This window comes from Bosea sp. AS-1, assembly GCF_002220095.1.
Lineage (GTDB): Bacteria > Pseudomonadota > Alphaproteobacteria > Rhizobiales > Beijerinckiaceae > Allobosea.
The window spans coordinates 4,074,560-4,091,966 of sequence record NZ_CP022372.1 but is presented as its reverse complement, the minus strand read 5'-3'; the positions used below and the strand labels follow the sequence as shown (position 1 = coordinate 4,091,966).

At 66.7% G+C, this 17,407-nt stretch carries 16 protein-coding genes; 10 read left to right on the top strand and 6 right to left on the bottom strand.

Annotation, left to right across the window (positions count from 1 at the left end; genetic code table 11):
- The first annotated feature begins 9 nt into the window (after positions 1 to 9).
- From CE453_RS21240 to CE453_RS21205, 8 genes are all read left to right on the top strand, one after another.
- Positions 10 to 1,446, top strand: coding sequence for an FAD-linked oxidase C-terminal domain-containing protein (locus tag CE453_RS21240; RefSeq protein ID WP_089176376.1), 1,437 nt, complete (start codon positions 10 to 12; stop codon positions 1,444 to 1,446).
- On the top strand, positions 1,443 to 2,630 hold the full coding sequence (locus tag CE453_RS21235) for an FAD-binding protein (protein WP_089176375.1): 1,188 nt from the start codon (positions 1,443 to 1,445) through the stop codon (positions 2,628 to 2,630). The genes CE453_RS21240 and CE453_RS21235 overlap by 4 nt, the downstream gene beginning before the upstream one ends.
- The gene (locus tag CE453_RS21230) at positions 2,630 to 3,265 is read left to right on the top strand and encodes a DUF2585 domain-containing protein (protein ID WP_089176374.1); all 636 of its coding nucleotides are present in this window, start codon (positions 2,630 to 2,632) and stop codon (positions 3,263 to 3,265) included. Before CE453_RS21235 ends, CE453_RS21230 begins: the two co-directional genes overlap by 1 nt.
- Before the next feature lie 6 nt (positions 3,266 to 3,271).
- Positions 3,272 to 4,645: a glycolate oxidase subunit GlcF gene (gene glcF / locus CE453_RS21225; protein ID WP_089176373.1), complete on the top strand. Its 1,374-nt coding sequence runs from the start codon at positions 3,272 to 3,274 to the stop codon at positions 4,643 to 4,645.
- A 71-nt stretch (positions 4,646 to 4,716) separates the two neighbouring features.
- Positions 4,717 to 6,291 carry a histidine--tRNA ligase gene (gene hisS / locus CE453_RS21220; RefSeq protein WP_089176372.1) on the top strand — a complete coding sequence of 525 codons (1,575 nt, stop codon included), beginning with the start codon at positions 4,717 to 4,719 and terminating at the stop codon, positions 6,289 to 6,291.
- A gap of 110 nt (positions 6,292 to 6,401) precedes the next feature.
- Complete coding sequence (locus tag CE453_RS21215; RefSeq protein WP_089176371.1) at positions 6,402 to 7,514, top strand: ATP phosphoribosyltransferase regulatory subunit; 1,113 nt, start codon at positions 6,402 to 6,404, stop codon at positions 7,512 to 7,514.
- Positions 7,511 to 8,482 carry an ATP phosphoribosyltransferase gene (gene hisG / locus CE453_RS21210; RefSeq protein ID WP_089176370.1) on the top strand — a complete coding sequence of 324 codons (972 nt, stop codon included), beginning with the start codon at positions 7,511 to 7,513 and terminating at the stop codon, positions 8,480 to 8,482. Before CE453_RS21215 ends, hisG begins: the two co-directional genes overlap by 4 nt.
- A gap of 130 nt (positions 8,483 to 8,612) precedes the next feature.
- Positions 8,613 to 9,089, top strand: a complete 477-nt coding sequence (locus CE453_RS21205; protein ID WP_248307824.1) for an META domain-containing protein — start codon at positions 8,613 to 8,615, stop codon at positions 9,087 to 9,089.
- 36 nt (positions 9,090 to 9,125) lie between these two features.
- On the opposite strand, the gene CE453_RS21200 is transcribed toward CE453_RS21205, so the two are convergent.
- The 4 genes from CE453_RS21200 to groES all read right to left on the bottom strand — a co-directional run bounded on the left by CE453_RS21200 (position 9,126) and on the right by groES (position 14,754).
- Positions 9,126 to 11,219 carry an ABC transporter ATP-binding protein/permease gene (locus CE453_RS21200; RefSeq protein ID WP_198302175.1) on the bottom strand — a complete coding sequence of 698 codons (2,094 nt, stop codon included), beginning with the start codon at positions 11,217 to 11,219 and terminating at the stop codon, positions 9,126 to 9,128.
- A 174-nt stretch (positions 11,220 to 11,393) separates the two neighbouring features.
- Complete coding sequence (locus CE453_RS21195; protein ID WP_089176368.1) at positions 11,394 to 12,503, bottom strand: branched-chain amino acid ABC transporter substrate-binding protein; 1,110 nt, start codon at positions 12,501 to 12,503, stop codon at positions 11,394 to 11,396.
- A 271-nt stretch (positions 12,504 to 12,774) separates the two neighbouring features.
- Positions 12,775 to 14,412: a chaperonin GroEL gene (gene groL, locus CE453_RS21190; protein WP_089176367.1), complete on the bottom strand. Its 1,638-nt coding sequence runs from the start codon at positions 14,410 to 14,412 to the stop codon at positions 12,775 to 12,777.
- Between the two features lie 54 nt (positions 14,413 to 14,466).
- The gene (gene groES, locus CE453_RS21185) at positions 14,467 to 14,754 is read right to left on the bottom strand and encodes a co-chaperone GroES (protein ID WP_089176366.1); all 288 of its coding nucleotides are present in this window, start codon (positions 14,752 to 14,754) and stop codon (positions 14,467 to 14,469) included.
- 229 nt (positions 14,755 to 14,983) lie between these two features.
- Here groES and CE453_RS21180 point away from each other — a divergent pair, with 229 nt between their 5' ends.
- Complete coding sequence (locus CE453_RS21180) at positions 14,984 to 15,451, top strand: MarR family winged helix-turn-helix transcriptional regulator (protein WP_248307823.1); 468 nt, start codon at positions 14,984 to 14,986, stop codon at positions 15,449 to 15,451.
- Between the two features lie 86 nt (positions 15,452 to 15,537).
- Entirely contained in the window at positions 15,538 to 16,020 is a 483-nt protein-coding gene (locus CE453_RS21175; RefSeq protein ID WP_089176365.1) for a PaaI family thioesterase, read from the top strand.
- Between the two features lie 8 nt (positions 16,021 to 16,028).
- Here CE453_RS21175 and CE453_RS21170 read toward each other — a convergent pair whose 3' ends face one another.
- Both CE453_RS21170 and CE453_RS21165 read right to left on the bottom strand, forming a co-directional pair.
- Entirely contained in the window at positions 16,029 to 16,871 is an 843-nt protein-coding gene (locus CE453_RS21170) for a DMT family transporter (RefSeq protein WP_089176364.1), read from the bottom strand.
- The gene (locus tag CE453_RS21165) at positions 16,868 to 17,365 is read right to left on the bottom strand and encodes a GNAT family N-acetyltransferase (RefSeq protein ID WP_089176363.1); all 498 of its coding nucleotides are present in this window, start codon (positions 17,363 to 17,365) and stop codon (positions 16,868 to 16,870) included. The genes CE453_RS21170 and CE453_RS21165 overlap by 4 nt, the downstream gene beginning before the upstream one ends.
- Positions 17,366 to 17,407 lie beyond the last annotated feature (42 nt).

The following is a 17,407-nucleotide window of genomic DNA, read 5'->3' as shown; positions in this document are numbered from 1 at the left end:
GGGAAAGAGATGAGCGCGATTGCTTTTCCGGCGCCGGATGCCGGCATTCTCGCCCGCCGTGAATCGATCGTCGCAGGCCTCGCGCGGCTGGTCCCGCCGCAGGCCCTGATCACCAGCGACGACGAGCGTCGCCCCTACGAGACCGATGCGCTCACCGCCTACCGGCGCCTGCCGCTGGCGGTGGTCCTGCCCTCGACGACTCAGGAGGTCGCCGCCGTCCTGCGCTACTGCCTGGAGCAGGGCGTGCCGGTGGTTCCGCGAGGCTCCGGCACGTCGTTGTCCGGCGGGGCGATCCCGCAGGAGGACGCGGTGGTGATCGGCGTCTCGAAGATGAATCGCATCCTCGAGATCGACTACGCCAACCGCGTCGCCAGGGTGCAGGCCGGCGTCACCAACCTTGCCGTGACGGGCGCGGTCTCGGCTGAGGGCTTCTTTTATGCGCCGGACCCGTCCTCCCAGCTCGCCTGCTCGATCGGCGGCAATATCGGCATGAACTCGGGCGGAGCGCATTGCCTGAAATACGGCGTCACGACCAACAACGTCCTCGGCGTCACCATGGTGATGCTCGATGGCAGCGTCGTCGAGATCGGCGGCGGCCATCTCGATTCGCCGGGTTACGATCTGCTTGGCCTGATCAACGGCTCGGAAGGCCAGCTCGGCATCGTCACCGAGGCGACGGTGCGCATCCTGCGCTCGGCGGAAGGCGCGCGACCCGTGCTCTTCGGCTTCCCGAGCAGCGAGCAGGCGGGAGCGGCGGTTGCCGCCATCATCGGCGCCGGGATCATTCCGGTCGCGATGGAGTTCATGGACAAGCCGGCCGTCGAGATCTGCGAGGCCTTCGCCAAGGCCGGCTATCCGATGGATTGCGGCGCACTGCTGATCATCGAGGTCGAGGGCTCCGATGCGGAGATGGACGCCCAGCTTGCCCGCATTGTCGCGATCGCCCGCGAGCACGGCGTCACCACCGTCAAGGAATCGAAATCGGCGATGGAGGCGGCGGCGATCTGGAAAGGCCGCAAATCGGCCTTCGGCGCCACCGGGCGCATCGCCGACTACATCTGCATGGACGGCACCATTCCGACCGGTCAGCTGCCGCTCGTGCTGCGCCGCATGGACGAGATCGTGAAGAGCTATGGCCTGCGCGTCGCCAACGTCTTCCACGCCGGCGACGGCAATCTCCATCCACTGATCCTCTACAATTGCAACGACCCGGTCGAGGCGCAGAAGGCGGAGGACGCCGGCATGGACATCCTCAAGCTCTGCGTCGAGGTCGGCGGCTGCCTGACCGGCGAGCACGGCGTCGGTATCGAGAAGCGCGACCTGATGACCTTCCAGTTCAACGAGGCCGATCTCGCCCAGCAGATGCGGGTGAGGGCGGTGTTCGACACGGGGTGGCTGCTCAACCCGGCAAAGGTCTTCCCGCTGGAAGGACGGATCGCGGCGTGATCGTCCACACTCCCACTACCGAGGCGCAGGCCTGCGCCGTCGTGAAATCCGTCGTCGACAACCGCGTGCCGCTGGTCCTGCGTGGTGGCGGCACCCGCGCAGATCTGGGGCGCCCGGCCCAGGTCGCGAGCACGCTTTCCAGCGGTGGCCTCACCGGCATCACCCTCTACGAGCCGGCCGAGATGGTCATCGCCGCCCGCGCCGGCACGCCGCTGCAACTGGTGCAGGAAACGCTGGCCGAACGTGGCCAGATGCTGCCCTTCGAGCCGATGGATCACCGCCCGCTCCTCGGCTCTGACGGCACGCCGACGATCGGCGCCGTCGCCGCCTGCAACATCTCCGGCCCGCGCCGCATCAATGCCGGCGCGGCGCGCGATTCCCTGATCGGCATCCGCATGGTCAATGGCCGCGGCGAGATGGTGAAGTCGGGCGGGCGGGTGATGAAGAACGTCACCGGCCTCGACCTCGTGAAGCTCGTCTGCGGCAGCTACGGCACGCTCGGCTTTCTGACCGAAGTCACCTTCCGCGTGCTGCCGAAGCCTGCCGCAATCGCGACCCTGCAATGGCGCGGCCTCTCGGACGGACAGGGCGTCGCGCTCTTGTCCAAGGCGCTGGGCTCGCCCTTCGAGCCGATGGCGGCGGCGCATCTGCCCGCCGGCCTCGCCGGCGAGGAGGCGCTGACGCTCCTGCGGCTGGAGAACTTTCCGGATTCGATCGAGTACCGCTCTGGCGAGCTTTCGCTGCTGCTCGGCGAATATGGGGTGCCCGACAAGCTCGAAGGCGAGCCCATGGCCGCGCTCTGGCGCCATATCCGCGACGCGAACTTCTTCGCCGGGACGCAAGAGGCGGTCTGGCGCCTGTCGCTCAAGCCGACCGACGGCCCGAAAGCCGCAAGCGCGATCGCACGCATGCTGCCGGGTGCGCGCTGGTTCTACGACTGGGGTGGCGGGCTGGTCTGGCTGGCGGTTCCGGCCGATGGTGATGCTGGCGCTTCGGCCATCCGCGCTGCGCTGAAGCCGCTCGGCGGCTATGCGACGCTGGTGCGGGCGCCGGATGCCGTGCGAGCCTCGGTCGACGTCTTCCAGCAGCTATCCGAGCCGCTGATGCGCGTGACGGCCGGTATCAAGAAGAGCTTCGATCCGGCCGGCATCTTGGAGCCCGGCCGGATGTATGCGGGGGTTTGATGGCGCTGACCGAACCGGTTTCCACTGACTTCGCCGCGCCGCACGCGAGCTGGGCGCAGGGGCGTCTCAGGCCGCTTGCCATTGCCGGGCTGGCGCTGCTGCTGGTGGCTGTTGCCGCAGCGATCCTGCTCGCCATGGGGCGCGAGCCGATCTGCAAATGCGGTTATGTGAAGTTCTGGCAGGGACAGGTCTTCTCCTCCGAGAATTCCCAGCATATCGCCGACTGGTACACCTTCTCGCACATCATCCACGGCTTTCTGTTCTACGGGCTGTTCTGGCTGATCCGTCGCGTCACCGGCCTGCCGATCAGCTTCGGCGTAGCCCTCCTGCTTTCCATTGTGGTTGAGAGCGCCTGGGAGATCACCGAGAACTCGCCGGCCGTGATCGACCATTACCGCTCGGCGACGATCTCGCTCGACTATTACGGCGACAGCGTCCTGAATTCAGTCTGCGACATTCTCTCGATGGTGCTCGGCTTTGTAATCGCCCGTCTGGCACCGGTCTGGCTGACGGTTTCGAGCGCGCTTGCGATGGAGCTGATCGTCGGCTGGCTGATCCGTGACAACCTGACCCTCAACGTCATCATGCTGCTCTGGCCGATGGACTGGATCAAAGCCTGGCAGGGTGGAGCCTGACGCGCCATGCAGACCAATTTCACCCCCGAGCGTCTTGCCTCCGATCCGCGCATGCCGGCCTCGGAGAAGATCCTGCGCACCTGCGTGCATTGCGGCTTCTGCACCGCGACCTGCCCGACCTATCTCCTGCTCGGCGATGAACTCGATTCCCCGCGCGGGCGCATCTACCTGATCAAGGACATGCTGGAGAACGGTAAGCCTGCCACCGAAGAGGTGGTGAAGCATGTCGACCGTTGCCTCTCCTGCCTTTCCTGCATGACGACCTGTCCGTCGGGCGTGCATTACATGCACCTCGTCGACCATGCCCGCGCCCATATCGAGGAAACCTACACGCGCTCCTGGCATGACCGGCTGCTGCGCAAGGTGCTGGCGGCAATCCTGCCTTATCCAGGCCGTTTCCGCGCGGCGATGCTGGCAGCACTGCCGGTGAAGCCGCTCGCTCCCGTTCTCGGCGTGCTGCCCGTCTTCGGGCCGCGCCTGAAAGCGATGCTGGCCCTGGCGCCCGCTCGCCTGCCGACGCGTTCGGCGATGGAGGGGCCTCAGAGCTTTCCGCCGCCGGCTGAACGCAGGAAGCGTGTCGCACTGCTCTCTGGCTGCGCCCAGCCCGTGCTCGATCCGGCGATCAACGAAGCGACGATCCGCCTGCTCAACCGCCACGGCGTCGAGGTCGTGCTGCCGAAGGGGGAGGGCTGCTGCGGCGCGCTCGTCCACCATATGGGGCAGGAGCACGATGCGCTCGCCTTCGCCCGGAAGAACATCGACGCCTGGACCGCGGAGATCGACGGCGAAGGGCTCGACGCCATCCTGATCACGGCTTCGGGCTGCGGCACGACGATCAAGGATTACGGCTTCATGTTCCGCAACGAGCCGGCCTATGCCGAGAAGGCGGCGGCGGTTTCGGCGCTGGCGAAGGACGTCACCGAGTTCCTGGAGACGCTGGAGCTTTCGGCCGTGCGCGATGTCGCCATGCCTATCGCCTATCACTCGGCCTGCTCGATGCAGCACGGCCAGCAGCTCAAGGACGGGCCGAAGCGCCTGCTGTCGGGCGCCGGCTTCAAGGTCAGGGAGGTACCGGAGGGCCATATCTGCTGCGGCTCGGCCGGCGTCTACAACATCCTCCAGCCCGAGATCGCGGGGAAGCTGCGCGAGCGCAAGATCGGCAATATCGAGCGAACGAAGCCGATGCTGGTCGCGACCGGCAATATTGGCTGCATGACCCAGCTCGCGAAAGGCTTTGCGGATAAAGGCGCGACGACCCCGGTGGTGCATACGGCCGAGCTGCTGGACTGGGCGACCGGCGGGCCTTTGCCGGAGAAGCTGGCGCGGGCGGGGATCGAGGATCGGCCTTTACGGGCACAGGCGCTGGCGGCCGCGGAGTAGTCGCGCTTGCCCCTCGCGCCCGTACGGTCTAACCCGCAGTCAACTTTCTGTTGATTGCCCGAGTTCGCCCCATGTCCGCCGACAAGACCGCCCCTGCCAAGCTGAAGGCCCGCCAGCCGCGCGGCTTCGTCGATCGTGGCCCAGCCGATGTCGCCGCCACCGAGCGCATGCTCTCCGTCATCCGCGAGAGCTTCTCCGTCTATGGCTTCGATCCGCACGAGACGCCCTTCGTCGAGTACACCGACGCGCTTGGCAAGTTCCTGCCCGATCAGGATCGGCCGAACGAGGGCGTCTTCTCCTTCCGGGACGATGACGAGCAGTGGCTCTCGCTGCGCTACGACCTGACGGCGCCGCTCGCCCGCCATGTCGCCGAGAATTTCGACGCGCTGCCGAAGCCCTATCGCGGCTATCAAGTGGGCTACGTCTTCCGCAACGAGAAGCCGGGGCCGGGCCGATTCCGCCAGTTCATGCAGTTCGATGCCGATATCGTGGGTAGCGGCTCCGTCGCGGCCGATGCCGAGATCTGCATGCTCGCCGCCGACACGATGGAAAAGCTTGGCATCAAGCGCGGCGACTATGTCGTGAAGGTCAACAACCGCAAGGTTCTCGACGGCGTGATGGATGCGGCCGGGATCGACCCCGCTGCGCGCCTCACCGTGCTGCGTGCGATCGACAAGGCCGACAAGTTCCCGTTGGAAGAGGTCCGCAAGCTCCTCGGCGAGGGCCGCAAGGACGAGAGCGGCGACTTCACCAAGGGCGCAGGCCTCACCGATGCGCAGTCCGGTCGCATCCTGCGCTATCTCGAACTGGGCCAGAAGCTCGCCGAGCTGGGCAAGACGAACGCTCAGGACAGCGAAGGCTCCGCCCGGCTCTCGGCCGCAGCGCTCACCGATCTCAGCGGCCTCGTCGAGGGCGCCGAGATCGGTCAGGCCGGCATCGCGGAACTGGAGCAGATCCGCGAACTGATCACGGCGGCCGGCTATCTCGGCCGCATCATCATCGACCCGTCCGTCGTTCGCGGCCTCGAATACTACACCGGCCCGGTCTACGAGGTGGAATTGACCTTCCCGGTCACCAATGACGACGGGCAGGTCGTGCGCTTTGGTTCGGTCGCCGGCGGTGGGCGCTATGATGGCCTCGTCGGCCGCTTCCGACCCGAGCCCGTGCCGGCTGCCGGCTTCTCGATCGGCGTCTCGCGGCTGTTTTCGGCGCTGAAGGCGGTGAAATCGCCCATCGTCGATAGCCGCAACGAGCTGCCGCTCGTCGTCGTCACCGCGATGGACAACAAGTCCCCGGAATTCATGCCGGGCTATCAGGCAATGGTCTCGGCGCTGCGCCAGGCGAAGGATACCGACGGCAAGCCGCTGCTGCGCGCCGATCTCTATCTGGGTAGCTCCGGCTTCAACGCCCAGATGAAATATGCCGACCGGCGCGGCGCCGTCTGCGCCGTGATTCAGGGCTCGTCGGAGCGCGAGGCCGGAACGGTCGTCATCAAGGACCTGATCCTCGGCGCCGAGCTCGCCGCCGCCAGTCGCGATGTCAAGGATTCGGCCGAGCACAAGGCCAAGCAGGCCGAGGCGCAGTTTGCGGTGCCGCTGGCCGAGCTGGTCGCGGGCGTGAAGAAGGTGCTCGTGCGGCACGCGTGAGCTCCTCTCCCCGAGGGGAGAGGAAAGACCGTTCACCCAATTCGCTCAAATCTGTCGAAAACCCCGGGTATCGCTGCTAGGACGACGCTCGCAACAGGACAGGACGACCCGTGCCCGCAAGCCGCGCCAGCATCGACACCGTGATCGCGCTCCTCGCGGGCGAGGGCTATGCGCGGGCCGAACCCGCCATCCTCCAGCCCGCCGATGTCTTCCTCGATCTCTCGGGCGAGGATATTCGCCGCCGCATCTTCATGACGCAGGATGCCGATGGCCGCGACTGGTGCCTGCGCCCCGAATACACCATCCCCGTCGCGCTCGATCATATCGCTTCGGGGTCGACCGAGCCGGCGGCTTACGCCTATGCCGGCCCGGTCTTCCGCATGCGCGCCGGCGAGCCGGGCGAATTCCGCCAGGCCGGGCTCGAATCCTTCGGCCGCGAGGATTTCACCGCGACCGATGCCGAGATCATGGCGCTCGCCATCGAGGCTGCCGCGGCGCTGGGGCTGAAGACGCCGCGCGTTGTCATGGGCGATGTCGCGTTGCTGGGTGCCTTGCTCGACCGGCTTGCCGTGTCGCAGGGCGCGCGGCGCCGGCTCGTGCGCGCCATCGTGCAGGGCAAGGGCACGGATGCCGTCGCCGCGCTCGATCCCCCGGCACCGGACGGCGAGGCGGCCCATGCCGGCCTGCTCAAGGCGCTGGAGGGGCAGGACCCCAAGGCTGCCCGCGCCTTCGTCGAGGATGTCCTTTCGATCGCCGGCATCTCGACGGTCGGCGGGCGCAGCGCGGCGGACATCGCCGAGCGCTTTCTAGCCCGCGCCGCTGAGCGCGAGAACCCGGTCAACGACGACGTCAAGGCGTTGCTCGGTCAGGTGCTCGCGGTTTCCGGCGACCCCGACAACGCTTCCGCCGCCCTCAGGGCACTGGCCGATCAGGCTTCGCTCGATCTGAATCGCGAGCTCGACGCTTTCGACGAGCGCACCGGCTTCCTCGCCGCACGCGGGGTCGATGTCGGCGCGATCCAGTTCTCCGCCGGCTTCGCCCGCAATCTCGACTACTACACAGGCTTCATCTTCGAATTGCACGATCCTTCGCGCGACGACGGCAAGCCGGTAGCGGGTGGCGGACGTTACGACAATCTGCTCGGCCGCCTCGGCGCCAAGCGCGCGATTCCTGCGGTCGGTGCCTCCCTCTGGCTCGACCGTCTGGTGGGAGAGGCCCCATGACTGACGCCCCTCTCGTCCTCGCCGTTCCCTCCAAGGGAAGGCTCCAGGAGAACGCGACCGCCTTCTTCGGCCGCGCTGGCTTGAAATTCGTCAAGGCCAGCGGCGAGCGCGGCTATCGCGGCACGATAGCGGGCGTGGAGGGGGCGGAGGTCGCCTTCCTGTCGGCTTCGGAGATCGTGGCGCAGCTTGCCTCGGGCGCAGCCCATCTCGGCGTTACCGGCGAGGATCTGGTGCGCGAGCAGCTCTCCGATGCCGATGCGGCGGTCGAGATGCTGACCCCGCTCGGTTTCGGCCACGCCAATGTCGTCGTCGCCGTGCCGCAGGCCTGGATCGACGTTCGCACCATGGCCGATCTCGAGGACGTCGCTTCGAGCATGCGTGCCCGCCATGGCCGCAAGCTGCGCGTCGCCACCAAATATGTGAACCTGACCCGCCGCTTCTTCGCCGAGCACGGGCTGGCGGATTACCGCATCGTCGAGAGCCTCGGCGCAACGGAAGGTGCTCCCGCAGCCGGCACGGCCGAGATTGTCGTCGACATCACCACCACCGGTGCGACGCTCGCCGCCAATGCGCTCAAGGTGCTCGACGACGGCGTCATGCTGGCGTCGGAGGCCAATCTCGTCGCCTCCACGCGCGCGCCCTGGGGCAATCGCGCCCGGGCTGCGGTCCGCACCATCCTCTCGCGCATCGCCGCGGAAGAAGAAGCGCGCACCATCCGCGAGATTCGCGCCAGGCTCGATCTCGACGCGGCTTCGCTGGCGGCATTGACGGAGCGTTTCGGAGCGCGGCTGCCGTTCGGGGCGCCGATCGTCGGCGCGCCCCTGACGCTGCATTGCCCGGACAAGGCCGTCTTTGCGCTGGTCGAGGAGCTCGAGCGCAAGGGGGCCGACGATATCACCGTCACGGCGCCGACTTATGTCTTCCGTCGTGCGAACCGGCTGCTGGAACGGCTCGACGCCCGCATCTGATGTCCCGGGCTGCGCTGGACCCCATGCTTTTGCGTCTGGCAGCCTTGATCCCGAACCAATTGGCCTCTAGGCGTTTAACCATGAAGGGGCCCGTGGCGCTTTCGCGCGCGTGAATGCAGGTAAGATGACGATGACTCCACGCCTTGGCTTTGCGGCCGTCCTCGCCGCGTTGGTCGCGCCGATGCTGGTTCCGGGAGAAGCCGCAGCGCAGCGCCAGAAAGCGCTCACACGCCCGGACCAGAGCAGCACTCCGACCCCACCTCCGCCGCAGGAGAAGACCTTCCCGCTCGGCGCGAGCTGGAGCCTCGTCCAGTTCAACGGCAAGCCGGTCTATGACCGCCGCGTCACGCTGTCGATCGACCAGAATTTGCGCGGCACCGGCTTCGGTGGCTGCAACACGTTTTCGGCGGCTGCCTATCCGCTGCGTCAGCAGAGCTTCGCGGTTGGGCCGATCGCGATCACCAAGCGCAGCTGCGACAAGGGTACGCTCGATTTCGAGCGCTCTTTCCTCACCACCCTGCGGGCCACCCAGAAATGGGATCTGGTCAACGGCCGGCTCGTCCTGAAGGGCGGCGCCGGCGAGCTGGTGCTCAGCCGCTCGCTCTGAGCCGCTCCGTCGGGAACAGTTTTTGCGCCGGTTGCCTCAGGCAGCCGGCGCTTTTGCTGTCGGCGTCGGGGTGAAGGTGCCGTCCGCATTCGGCTCCATCGTGACGATCGTGTCGTGCATCTCGCGCAGCGTCGCCCGATGGCCGATCGAGACGATGCGCGTCTGCGGCAGCTCCCGGTCGATCGTCGCGTAGATCTCGCCTTCGAGCTTTTCGTCGAGTGAGGCGGTCGCCTCGTCGAGGAAAAGCCAATCCGGCTTGCTCAGCAGGGCGCGTGCGACGGCGAGCCTCTGCTGTTCGCCGCCCGAGAGGCGCTGGCCCCAGAGATCGGTCTCGTCGAGCTTGTCGGCGAGGTGGCCGAGCTTGACCTTGGCCATGGCCTCGCGGATCGCGGCGTCGTCATAGGCTTCCTCGCGCTCCGGATAGGCGAGGGCGGCGCGCAGCGTGCCTTGTGGCAGATAAGGCCGTTGCGGCAGCAGCATGATCTTGGCATCCGCCGGAATGCCGACCTTGCCGTCACCGAACGGCCAGATGCCCGCGATGGCGCGAAACAGCGTCGACTTGCCCGAGCCCGAGGGGCCGATCAGCAGCGTCGAGCGCTCCTTGCCGAGGTCGAGCCGGTCGAGCCGGACGATCGGCTGGCCATTGGGGAGCGCCAGCACCGCCTTGCCGACATGCAGGCCGCCGTCGCGCGAGTTCTCGCGGCTCAGCGCATCCTCGCTGATCGGACCGTGCTGCGCCTCGGCCACGGCCTTCTCGAATGTCGTCAGACGGCCGATGGCGGCGAGATATTGGGCGATCGAGGAATAGCTGTTGATGATGAAGGAGAGCGCCGTCTGCACCCGGTCGAAGGCCCCGGCGACCTGCATCATGACGCCGAGCGTGATCGTGCCCGCGAAATAGTAGGGCGCCAGGATCATGTAGGGCATCACCACGCTGATCTGGTTGTAGGACAGCGTGAAGGTGTTGAGCTTCAGCCGGCGCCAGACCAGCCGGTAGAAGTTCTCGACGATGGCGCGGAAGCGCTCGGCCAGATGGGCTCGCTCGGTCGGCTCGCCGACCATCAGCGCAATCTGTTCCGAATATTCGCGCAGGCGTGCCAGCGAGAAGCGGAAATTCGCTTCGCGCTTCTCCTGCTCGAATTCGAGGTTGATCAAGGGGCGGCCGATCAGGTGCGTCAGCCAAGTCGCGACTGCCGCATAGAGGAAGGCGACCCAGAAGATGTAGCCGGGAATGGCGACCGAGGTGCCCGGAAAGCTGAAGGCGACCGGGATATTCCAGAGGATGATCGAGAACGAGACCAGCGTCGAAACCTGCGAGAGCAGGGGCAGCGCAAAATTATAGGTCTGGTTGACGAAGGAGCGCGTGTCCTCGGCGATACGCTGGTCGGGGTTATCGACGCTGCCGGCCAGTGCGATCCGGTAGTGCGTCGCGTGGCTCAGCCAGCGCTCCGTGTATTCCAGCGCCATGAACTGCCGCCAGCGGATCAGGATGGTGTAGTTGGCGAAAACCTCGATCAGGCCCGAGACTACCCAGATTCCCGCCCACAGGCAGAACACCCAGAAGAGCTGGTACCAGAACGCCGCCGCATCCTTGTTCTGCAGCGCGTCGTACATGTCGCGGTTGAAGAAGGAGAGCCTGAGCGTGATGCCGACCTGCGCCTGGTTCAGCACGATCAGGAAGACGAAGAGCGCGACGCCGAGCCGGCCGAGCCGGATCTTGTAGGGGCCGATCGGCCAGAGATTGGCCGTGGTGATCTCGTCGGATTCGAAGAAGGGCGAGGCGAGCCGGCCGATGCGGGCGATCACCGGCACGAAGGAGATCGCGTAGATCAGGATGCCGAAGACGCCGACCGTGGTCGGCAGGCTGGTCGGCACCACTGGAATGCGCAGCTCGGGCGGCCACCAGCCGAGCTGGGCGAGTAGCGATGCCGCACCGAACACCACGTATTCGATGGCGAAGACGCTGGAGAAGATGCGCAGGAAGAACGGCAGGCTCGGAGAGCGGAAGGTCACGGCCGCCAGCAGAAGGCCGATGACGCCCATGCCTATGATGGCGCCCGCGCCGGCCTGCTGGCCGACGGCCAGTGCGGCGGCCGCCATCAGGGCGACGAGAATGCTCAACAGACGCATGGGCTGAAATCCTGGCGGGAAAGGGTCGGTGCCACGATTCGGACCATGTCCCAGCGCGGATGGCCTTTCAATGGCACCGCGCCGAGATGAGCAAATTGTCATCTGCCGGAGAGGCAGGCAAAAGGCGATGAGGCAGGGCGCGGAGAGATGTCGCTCCGCGCCCTGCCTGGAGGGTTACTCCGCCGCGACGATCTTGCCGGCTTCCCACTTGTAGAGCGAGAAGCTCGGCGAGGTCAGATCGCCGGTCTTGCCATAGGTCAGAGTGCCGATAGCGGTCTTGACCGGCAGGCCGCCATGCAGCGCCTTGGCGGTGCCCGACGGATCGCCCGCCTTGCCGGCCTTCTCGATGCCGGCCTTCAGCACCTCGACGGCGGCGTAGGCGTTGAGCGTGAAGGCCTCGGGCGGAATGCCCTTCTCCTTCAGCGCCGCCACGGCGGCGGCGGAATCCGGGTTCTTCAGCGCGTCGGTCGCGTTGGTGAAGAGCGTGCCCGTGGCGCTGTCGCCGCCGATTGCCGCGAACTCCGTGTTGGACAGGCCTTCGCCGCCGATGATCGTCGCCTTGACGCCGGCATCCGCGAGCTGGCGGGCGAGCAGGCCGCCCTCCGGATGATAGCCGCCGAAATAGATCACCTCGGCGCCAGCGGACTTCAGGCGGGTGATGACGGCCGAAAGGTCCTTCTCGCCGGGCGTCAGCGACAGATAGGCCACTTCCTTGATCCCGCCGGCATTGATGCCCTTCTGGAAGTTGTCGGCGAGGCCCTTGCCGTAGGTGCCCTTGTCATGGACGATCGCGATCTTCTTGCCCTTCAGGTTCTTCACCGCGTAGGCGGCGGCGACCTCGGCCTGCTGATCGTCGCGGCCGCAGGTGCGGAACACGTTGGTGAGGCCGCGCGTGGTCAGCGCCGGCGAGGTCGCGGTCGGGGTCACCATCAGCACGCCGCTCTCCGCGAGCGCATCCGAGGTCGCCATGGCGACGCCGGAGGTCACCGGGCCCACGACGAACTTCACCTTGTCGCCGACGAGCAAGTTGGCGGACGAGACGCCCTGCTTCGGGTCGCCGGCATCGTCGGCCAGCTTCAGGACGAGCTTCTCGCCGAGCACGCCGCCGTTCTTGTTGATGACGTCGACGGCAGTCTGGGCGCCGTTCTTGACCTGCTCGCCATAGGCCGCGACCGGGCCGGTCAGCGGCGCGATCAGGCCGATCACGATATCGGCGCGGGCGACCTGCGAAGCGAGCAGGGTCGCGGCGAACGCGACGCCGGTAAGGAGTTTGGAGGTCTTCATGGGCCTCTCCCGATCAGTTTTTGACGTGTCCGCGCGCTCCTTGTGGAGGCGCTTGCCGCATTTATAGGCGAGGAGCGGTGACGAGGACATCTCATCGTCTCCCGAGCGGGCCGCTTGTGACGCATGGCCGCACGCCAAACGAAAGAAGGCCCGGCTTGCGCCGGGCCTTCCTGGTCTTCTCGCTGGGAGCGATGGATCAGAAGTCCATGCCGCCCCCGAAACCGGGCTTGCCCGGTTTCGGAATTCAGACGCTTTGGGCGTCTGGACTTCCTCAGAAGTCCATGCCGCCCATGCCGCCGCCGCCCATCGGGGGCATCGGGGCGTCCTTCTTCGGCACGTCGGCAACCATCGCCTCGGTGGTGATCAGCAGGCCCGCGATCGAAGCCGCGTCCTGGATCGCCGTGCGCACGACCTTGGTCGGGTCGATGATGCCGGCCTTGACCAGATCGCCGTACTCGCCGGTCTGGGCGTTGTAGCCGTAGGAGTAGTCCTTCGACTCCAGCAGCTTGCCGACCACGACTGCGCCGTCATCGCCGGCGTTGTCGACGATCTGGCGGGCCGGAGCGGCGATCGCCTTGCGGACGATCTCGACGCCGGTCTTCTGGTCGTCGTTCTGGGTCTTGATGCCCTTGACCGAGGAAAGCGCGCGCAGCAGGGCGACGCCGCCGCCCGGCAGGATGCCTTCTTCGACCGCAGCGCGGGTCGCGTTCAGGGCATCGTCCACGCGGTCCTTCTTCTCCTTGACCTCGACCTCGGTCGCGCCGCCGACGCGGATCACCGCGACGCCGCCAGCGAGCTTGGCGAGACGCTCCTGGAGCTTCTCACGGTCGTAGTCCGAGGTGGTTTCCTCGATCTGGGCCTTGATCTGGCCGACGCGAGCCTCGATGTCCTTCTTCTTGCCGGCGCCGTCGATGATCGTGGTGTTCTCCTTCTCGATGCGCACGCGCTTGGCGCGGCCGAGCATGTTGAGCGTCACGGTCTCGAGCTTGATGCCGAGATCTTCCGAGATCATCTGACCGGCGGTCAGGATCGAGATGTCCTCGAGCATGGCCTTGCGGCGGTCACCGAAGCCCGGAGCCTTGACGGCCGCGACCTTCAGGCCGCCACGGAGCTTGTTGACGACGAGCGTGGCGAGAGCCTCGCCCTCGACGTCCTCGGCGATGATGAGGAGCGGCTTGCCGGTCTGAACGACGGCTTCGAGGATCGGCAGCATCGCCTGCAGCGAGGAGAGCTTCTTCTCGAAGATGAGGATGTAGGGGTCGTCCAGCTCCGCAACCATCTTCTCGGAGTTGGTGATGAAGTACGGCGAGAGATAGCCGCGGTCGAACTGCATGCCCTCGACGACGTCGAGCTCGGTCTCGGCGGTCTTGGCTTCCTCGACGGTGATGACACCCTCGTTGCCGACCTTCTGCATGGCCTTCGAGATCATCTCGCCGACCGACGAGTCGCCGTTGGCCGAGATGGTGCCGACCTGCGCGACTTCCGCGTTCGAGGTGACCTTCTTCGAGTTCTTCTTGAGGTCCGAAACGATCGCCTCGACCGCCAGGTCGATGCCGCGCTTCAGGTCCATCGGGTTCATGCCGGCCGCAACCGACTTGGCGCCTTCACGGACGATCGCCTGGGCGAGAACCGTGGCGGTGGTGGTGCCGTCGCCGGCGTGGTCGTTCTGGCGCGAAGCGACTTCGCGGACCATCTGGGCGCCCATGTTCTCGAACTTGTCGGAAAGCTCGATTTCCTTGGCGACGGTGACGCCGTCCTTGGTGATGCGGGGAGCGCCGAACGACTTCTCGATCACGACGTTGCGGCCCTTCGGGCCGAGCGTGACCTTCACCGCGTTGGCGAGGACATCCACGCCGCGCAGCATCTTGTCGCGGGCGTCGGTGCCGAACTTGACGTCTTTGGCAGCCATGAGAGCTACTCCTTGGACTGGAACTGGAAAGGTGAGGAGGCGGTCAGGCGGCTATCAGCCGACGACGCCCATGATGTCGGATTCCTTCATGATCAGGAGGTCCTGACCATCGATCTTGACCTCGGTGCCCGACCACTTGCCGAACAGGACGCGGTCGCCCTTCTTGACGTCGAGAGCGACGAGCTTGCCGGCCTCGTCACGGGCGCCAGGGCCCACGGCGACGATCTCGCCCTCCTGGGGCTTTTCCTTGGCGGTCTCGGGGATGATGATGCCACCCTTGGTCTTTTCCTCGCTGTCGAGGCGGCGGACCACGACGCGGTCATGCAAAGGACGGAACTTCATGGTTCTGTCTTCCTCTTGGGTCTCATTCGGTGCGGTGCCGCTGAAGGGCCCCGGGGTGAGGCTGTTAGCAGTCCTCCCTTGAGAGTGCTAACAGATGCCAGCGCAGATAGGCGTGGGTCTACGGAGAGTCAAGGAAGCGACGAGCGATAAAGTGAATGGACTCGTACGTGACGTCGCAGCCCTTCGCCTGCCGGCTGCCGGAAAGGCCAGAACACGCTAAGATGGCCATATGACGACATCCGCGACGATCCCCGTGCCCGACCCGCGTCTCGACGACATCGCCCGCTCCTGCGTGGCGCTGCATGTCCGGATGACGGCCCGCGCTGTCACCCGCGCCTATGACGAGGCGATGCGCCCAAGCGGGCTCAAGATCACCCAGTTCGTGCTGCTCTCGGCCCTGAGCACCGGGCAGTGGAAGTCGATCACGGAGCTGGCCGAGCGTTTCGCGCTGGAGCGCACCTCGTTGACGCGCAACCTCCAGCTCCTGGCGGCCGAGGGCATGGTCGAACCTGTCGAGTGCCGCGGTCGCGCCGCGGTCTATGCGGTGACGCAGAAGGGCAGGGCGGCGATCGAGGCAGCGATCCCGTTCTGGCGGGCGGCGCAGGACAAGATCGAGGGTGGTTTCGGCGAGGAGCGCTGGCGCGAGACCCGCGACGGGCTGAAGGCGCTGCGTCGCGCGGCCCGCGAGGCACGCTGAAAGGTCTGCGCCGTTCCTCTCCGGGGACGGTTGACGGTGCCACGGAAGGCTCTCTATCGTGCAGATACACGATTTGAGGAGCCGTCATGGACCGGACGTTCGGAGTGGTGTCGCGCGAGGTGCTGGTCGCCGGCGATGGCCTGAGTTTCCTGCGCGGCATCATCGCTGGCTCGCACCCGGCGCCGCCTTTCGCCGGAGCCATGGACTTCGATCTCGTCGAGGCGGACGAAGGCCGTGTCGTCTTCGAAGGCCGGCCCTCGCCGCGCTTCTTCAATCCACTCGGCACCATCCATGGCGGCTGGACCGCGACGATCCTCGATTCCGCCATGGCCTGCGCCGCCCACGCCACGTTGAAGCCGGGCGAGGGCTACACCACGCTGGAGATGAAGCTGAACTATGTCCGCCCGGTCATGCCGGATTCCGGCACGGTGCGCTGCGAAGGCCGGCTGATCCATCGCGGCGGCTCGGTCATCACCACCGAGGGCAGCCTCGTCGACGCACGCGGCAAGCTGCTCGCGCATGGCACCGAGACCTGCCTGGTGTTCGGAGCGAAGAAGGCGAGCACCTGAGTGCAGGCTTATCGCCGGCTGACGGCGACCGCGCCCGCGATGATCAGCAGGGCGCCGACATAGGTCGTGTAGAGCGGGACTTCGCCAAACAGGTGAAAGCCGAGCAGGCTCGCCCAGATCAGCGCGGTGTATTCGATCGCTGCGAGCTTCGAGGCGGCTGCCCGTGCATAGGCCGAGGTGAGAGTCAGGTGGCCGGCGACGCCGAGGGCGCCCGCGCCGAGATAGATCGCGAGATCGGCCATACTGATCGGTACGAGGACGCTCATGGCCGGCACGGCCAGGCACAGCGCCGGCCCGATATTCTGGAAGGCGACGATGACGGTCGGATGCTCGCGCATCGCGATGCGGCGGAGCAGGACGAGGTTGAAGGCGTAGCTGACGGCGGAGAACAGCGCGGCTGCCACGCCGAGCCCGGCACCGCTGACATGGCCCTGCAGCCGAGGCCAGACCATGACCAGCATGCCGGCGAGCCCGAAGCCGAGCGCCTGCAGGACGCGCTTGTCGATCTTTTCCCGCAGTAGCAGCCCGCCCAACAGCGCGACGAAGACCGGCGCGAGGAAGGACAGAGTCAAAGCCTCCGCCAGAGGCAGGACGGAGATCGAGTAGAAGAAGCTGCCGGCAGTCAGTACGACGAGCGGGATGCGGGCGAGATTGCCGATCAGGCTGTCCCGCGTCGGCCAGGCCGGGCGCGCGATCGCGAGGACGACGAGCGCGCAGAGTCCGCCCATGGCGAAGCGCATGAACAGCGCCAGCGCGAAGGGGTGCTTCTGCATCTGCCCCTTCAGCACGGCATCCATGCCGGTGAGGAGCGCGATGCCGAGCGCAGCGCGCAGCGCTGTCGACCAGGTCATGCCGGGCCGTGCAGCGGCTTGCGGAAATGGTATTCCCAGGTCGCGGAGACGTCGGCGAGATAGCGCTCGCCCGGCCAGCGCTGGAACCCGAGTTTCTCGTAGAAGCGATGGCCACGCGCGAAGCGCGTGTCCGACCACAGCATCATCTCCGCGAAGCCGCCTGCTTCGGCGAAGGCCAGCGCCTCCGCGAACAGCGCCTGCGCCAAACCGGTGCCGCGAAAGGCCGGATCGGCATAGACCTTGGTGAGCTCGACGGCATTCTGCTCGGCCAGTGGCGCGATGCCCAGCGAACCGGCAATGCCGCCGCCCGGCGCGTCGACGATCCAGAGCTTGCCGCCCTTGGCGGCAAAGGCTGTCGCCGGCTGCCTCAGCTCCGGGAATTCCTCCCAGGCGAAATGGCAGTTCGGATATTCGGCGAAGCTCGCAGCGATCAGCGCGGCGAGCGGCTCGGAATCGGTGTCGCGGGCGGGGCGGATCGGCGGAAGCGCGGTCATGACAACGCCTCTAGGCACAAACTTTACGCGCGCCTAGTGGAG

Bases quoted from the DNA above. Each gene is read 5' to 3' on its own strand.
- CE453_RS21165 (WP_089176363.1), bottom strand. From the start codon at position 17,365: ATGACCGCGCTTCCGCCGATCCGCCCCGCCCGCGACACCGATTCCGAG.
- CE453_RS21230 (WP_089176374.1), top strand. From the start codon at position 2,630: ATGGCGCTGACCGAACCGGTTTCCACTGACTTCGCCGCGCCGCACGCG.
- hisG (WP_089176370.1), top strand. From the start codon at position 7,511: ATGACTGACGCCCCTCTCGTCCTCGCCGTTCCCTCCAAGGGAAGGCTC.
- glcF (WP_089176373.1), top strand. From the start codon at position 3,272: ATGCAGACCAATTTCACCCCCGAGCGTCTTGCCTCCGATCCGCGCATG.
- CE453_RS21240 (WP_089176376.1), top strand. From the start codon at position 10: ATGAGCGCGATTGCTTTTCCGGCGCCGGATGCCGGCATTCTCGCCCGC.
- groES (WP_089176366.1), bottom strand. From the start codon at position 14,754: ATGAAGTTCCGTCCTTTGCATGACCGCGTCGTGGTCCGCCGCCTCGAC.
- CE453_RS21170 (WP_089176364.1), bottom strand. From the start codon at position 16,871: ATGACCTGGTCGACAGCGCTGCGCGCTGCGCTCGGCATCGCGCTCCTC.
- CE453_RS21175 (WP_089176365.1), top strand. From the start codon at position 15,538: ATGGACCGGACGTTCGGAGTGGTGTCGCGCGAGGTGCTGGTCGCCGGC.
- CE453_RS21180 (WP_248307823.1), top strand. From the start codon at position 14,984: ATGACGACATCCGCGACGATCCCCGTGCCCGACCCGCGTCTCGACGAC.
- CE453_RS21195 (WP_089176368.1), bottom strand. From the start codon at position 12,503: ATGAAGACCTCCAAACTCCTTACCGGCGTCGCGTTCGCCGCGACCCTG.
- CE453_RS21200 (WP_198302175.1), bottom strand. From the start codon at position 11,219: ATGCGTCTGTTGAGCATTCTCGTCGCCCTGATGGCGGCCGCCGCACTG.
- groL (WP_089176367.1), bottom strand. From the start codon at position 14,412: ATGGCTGCCAAAGACGTCAAGTTCGGCACCGACGCCCGCGACAAGATG.
- CE453_RS21205 (WP_248307824.1), top strand. From the start codon at position 8,613: ATGACTCCACGCCTTGGCTTTGCGGCCGTCCTCGCCGCGTTGGTCGCG.
- hisS (WP_089176372.1), top strand. From the start codon at position 4,717: ATGTCCGCCGACAAGACCGCCCCTGCCAAGCTGAAGGCCCGCCAGCCG.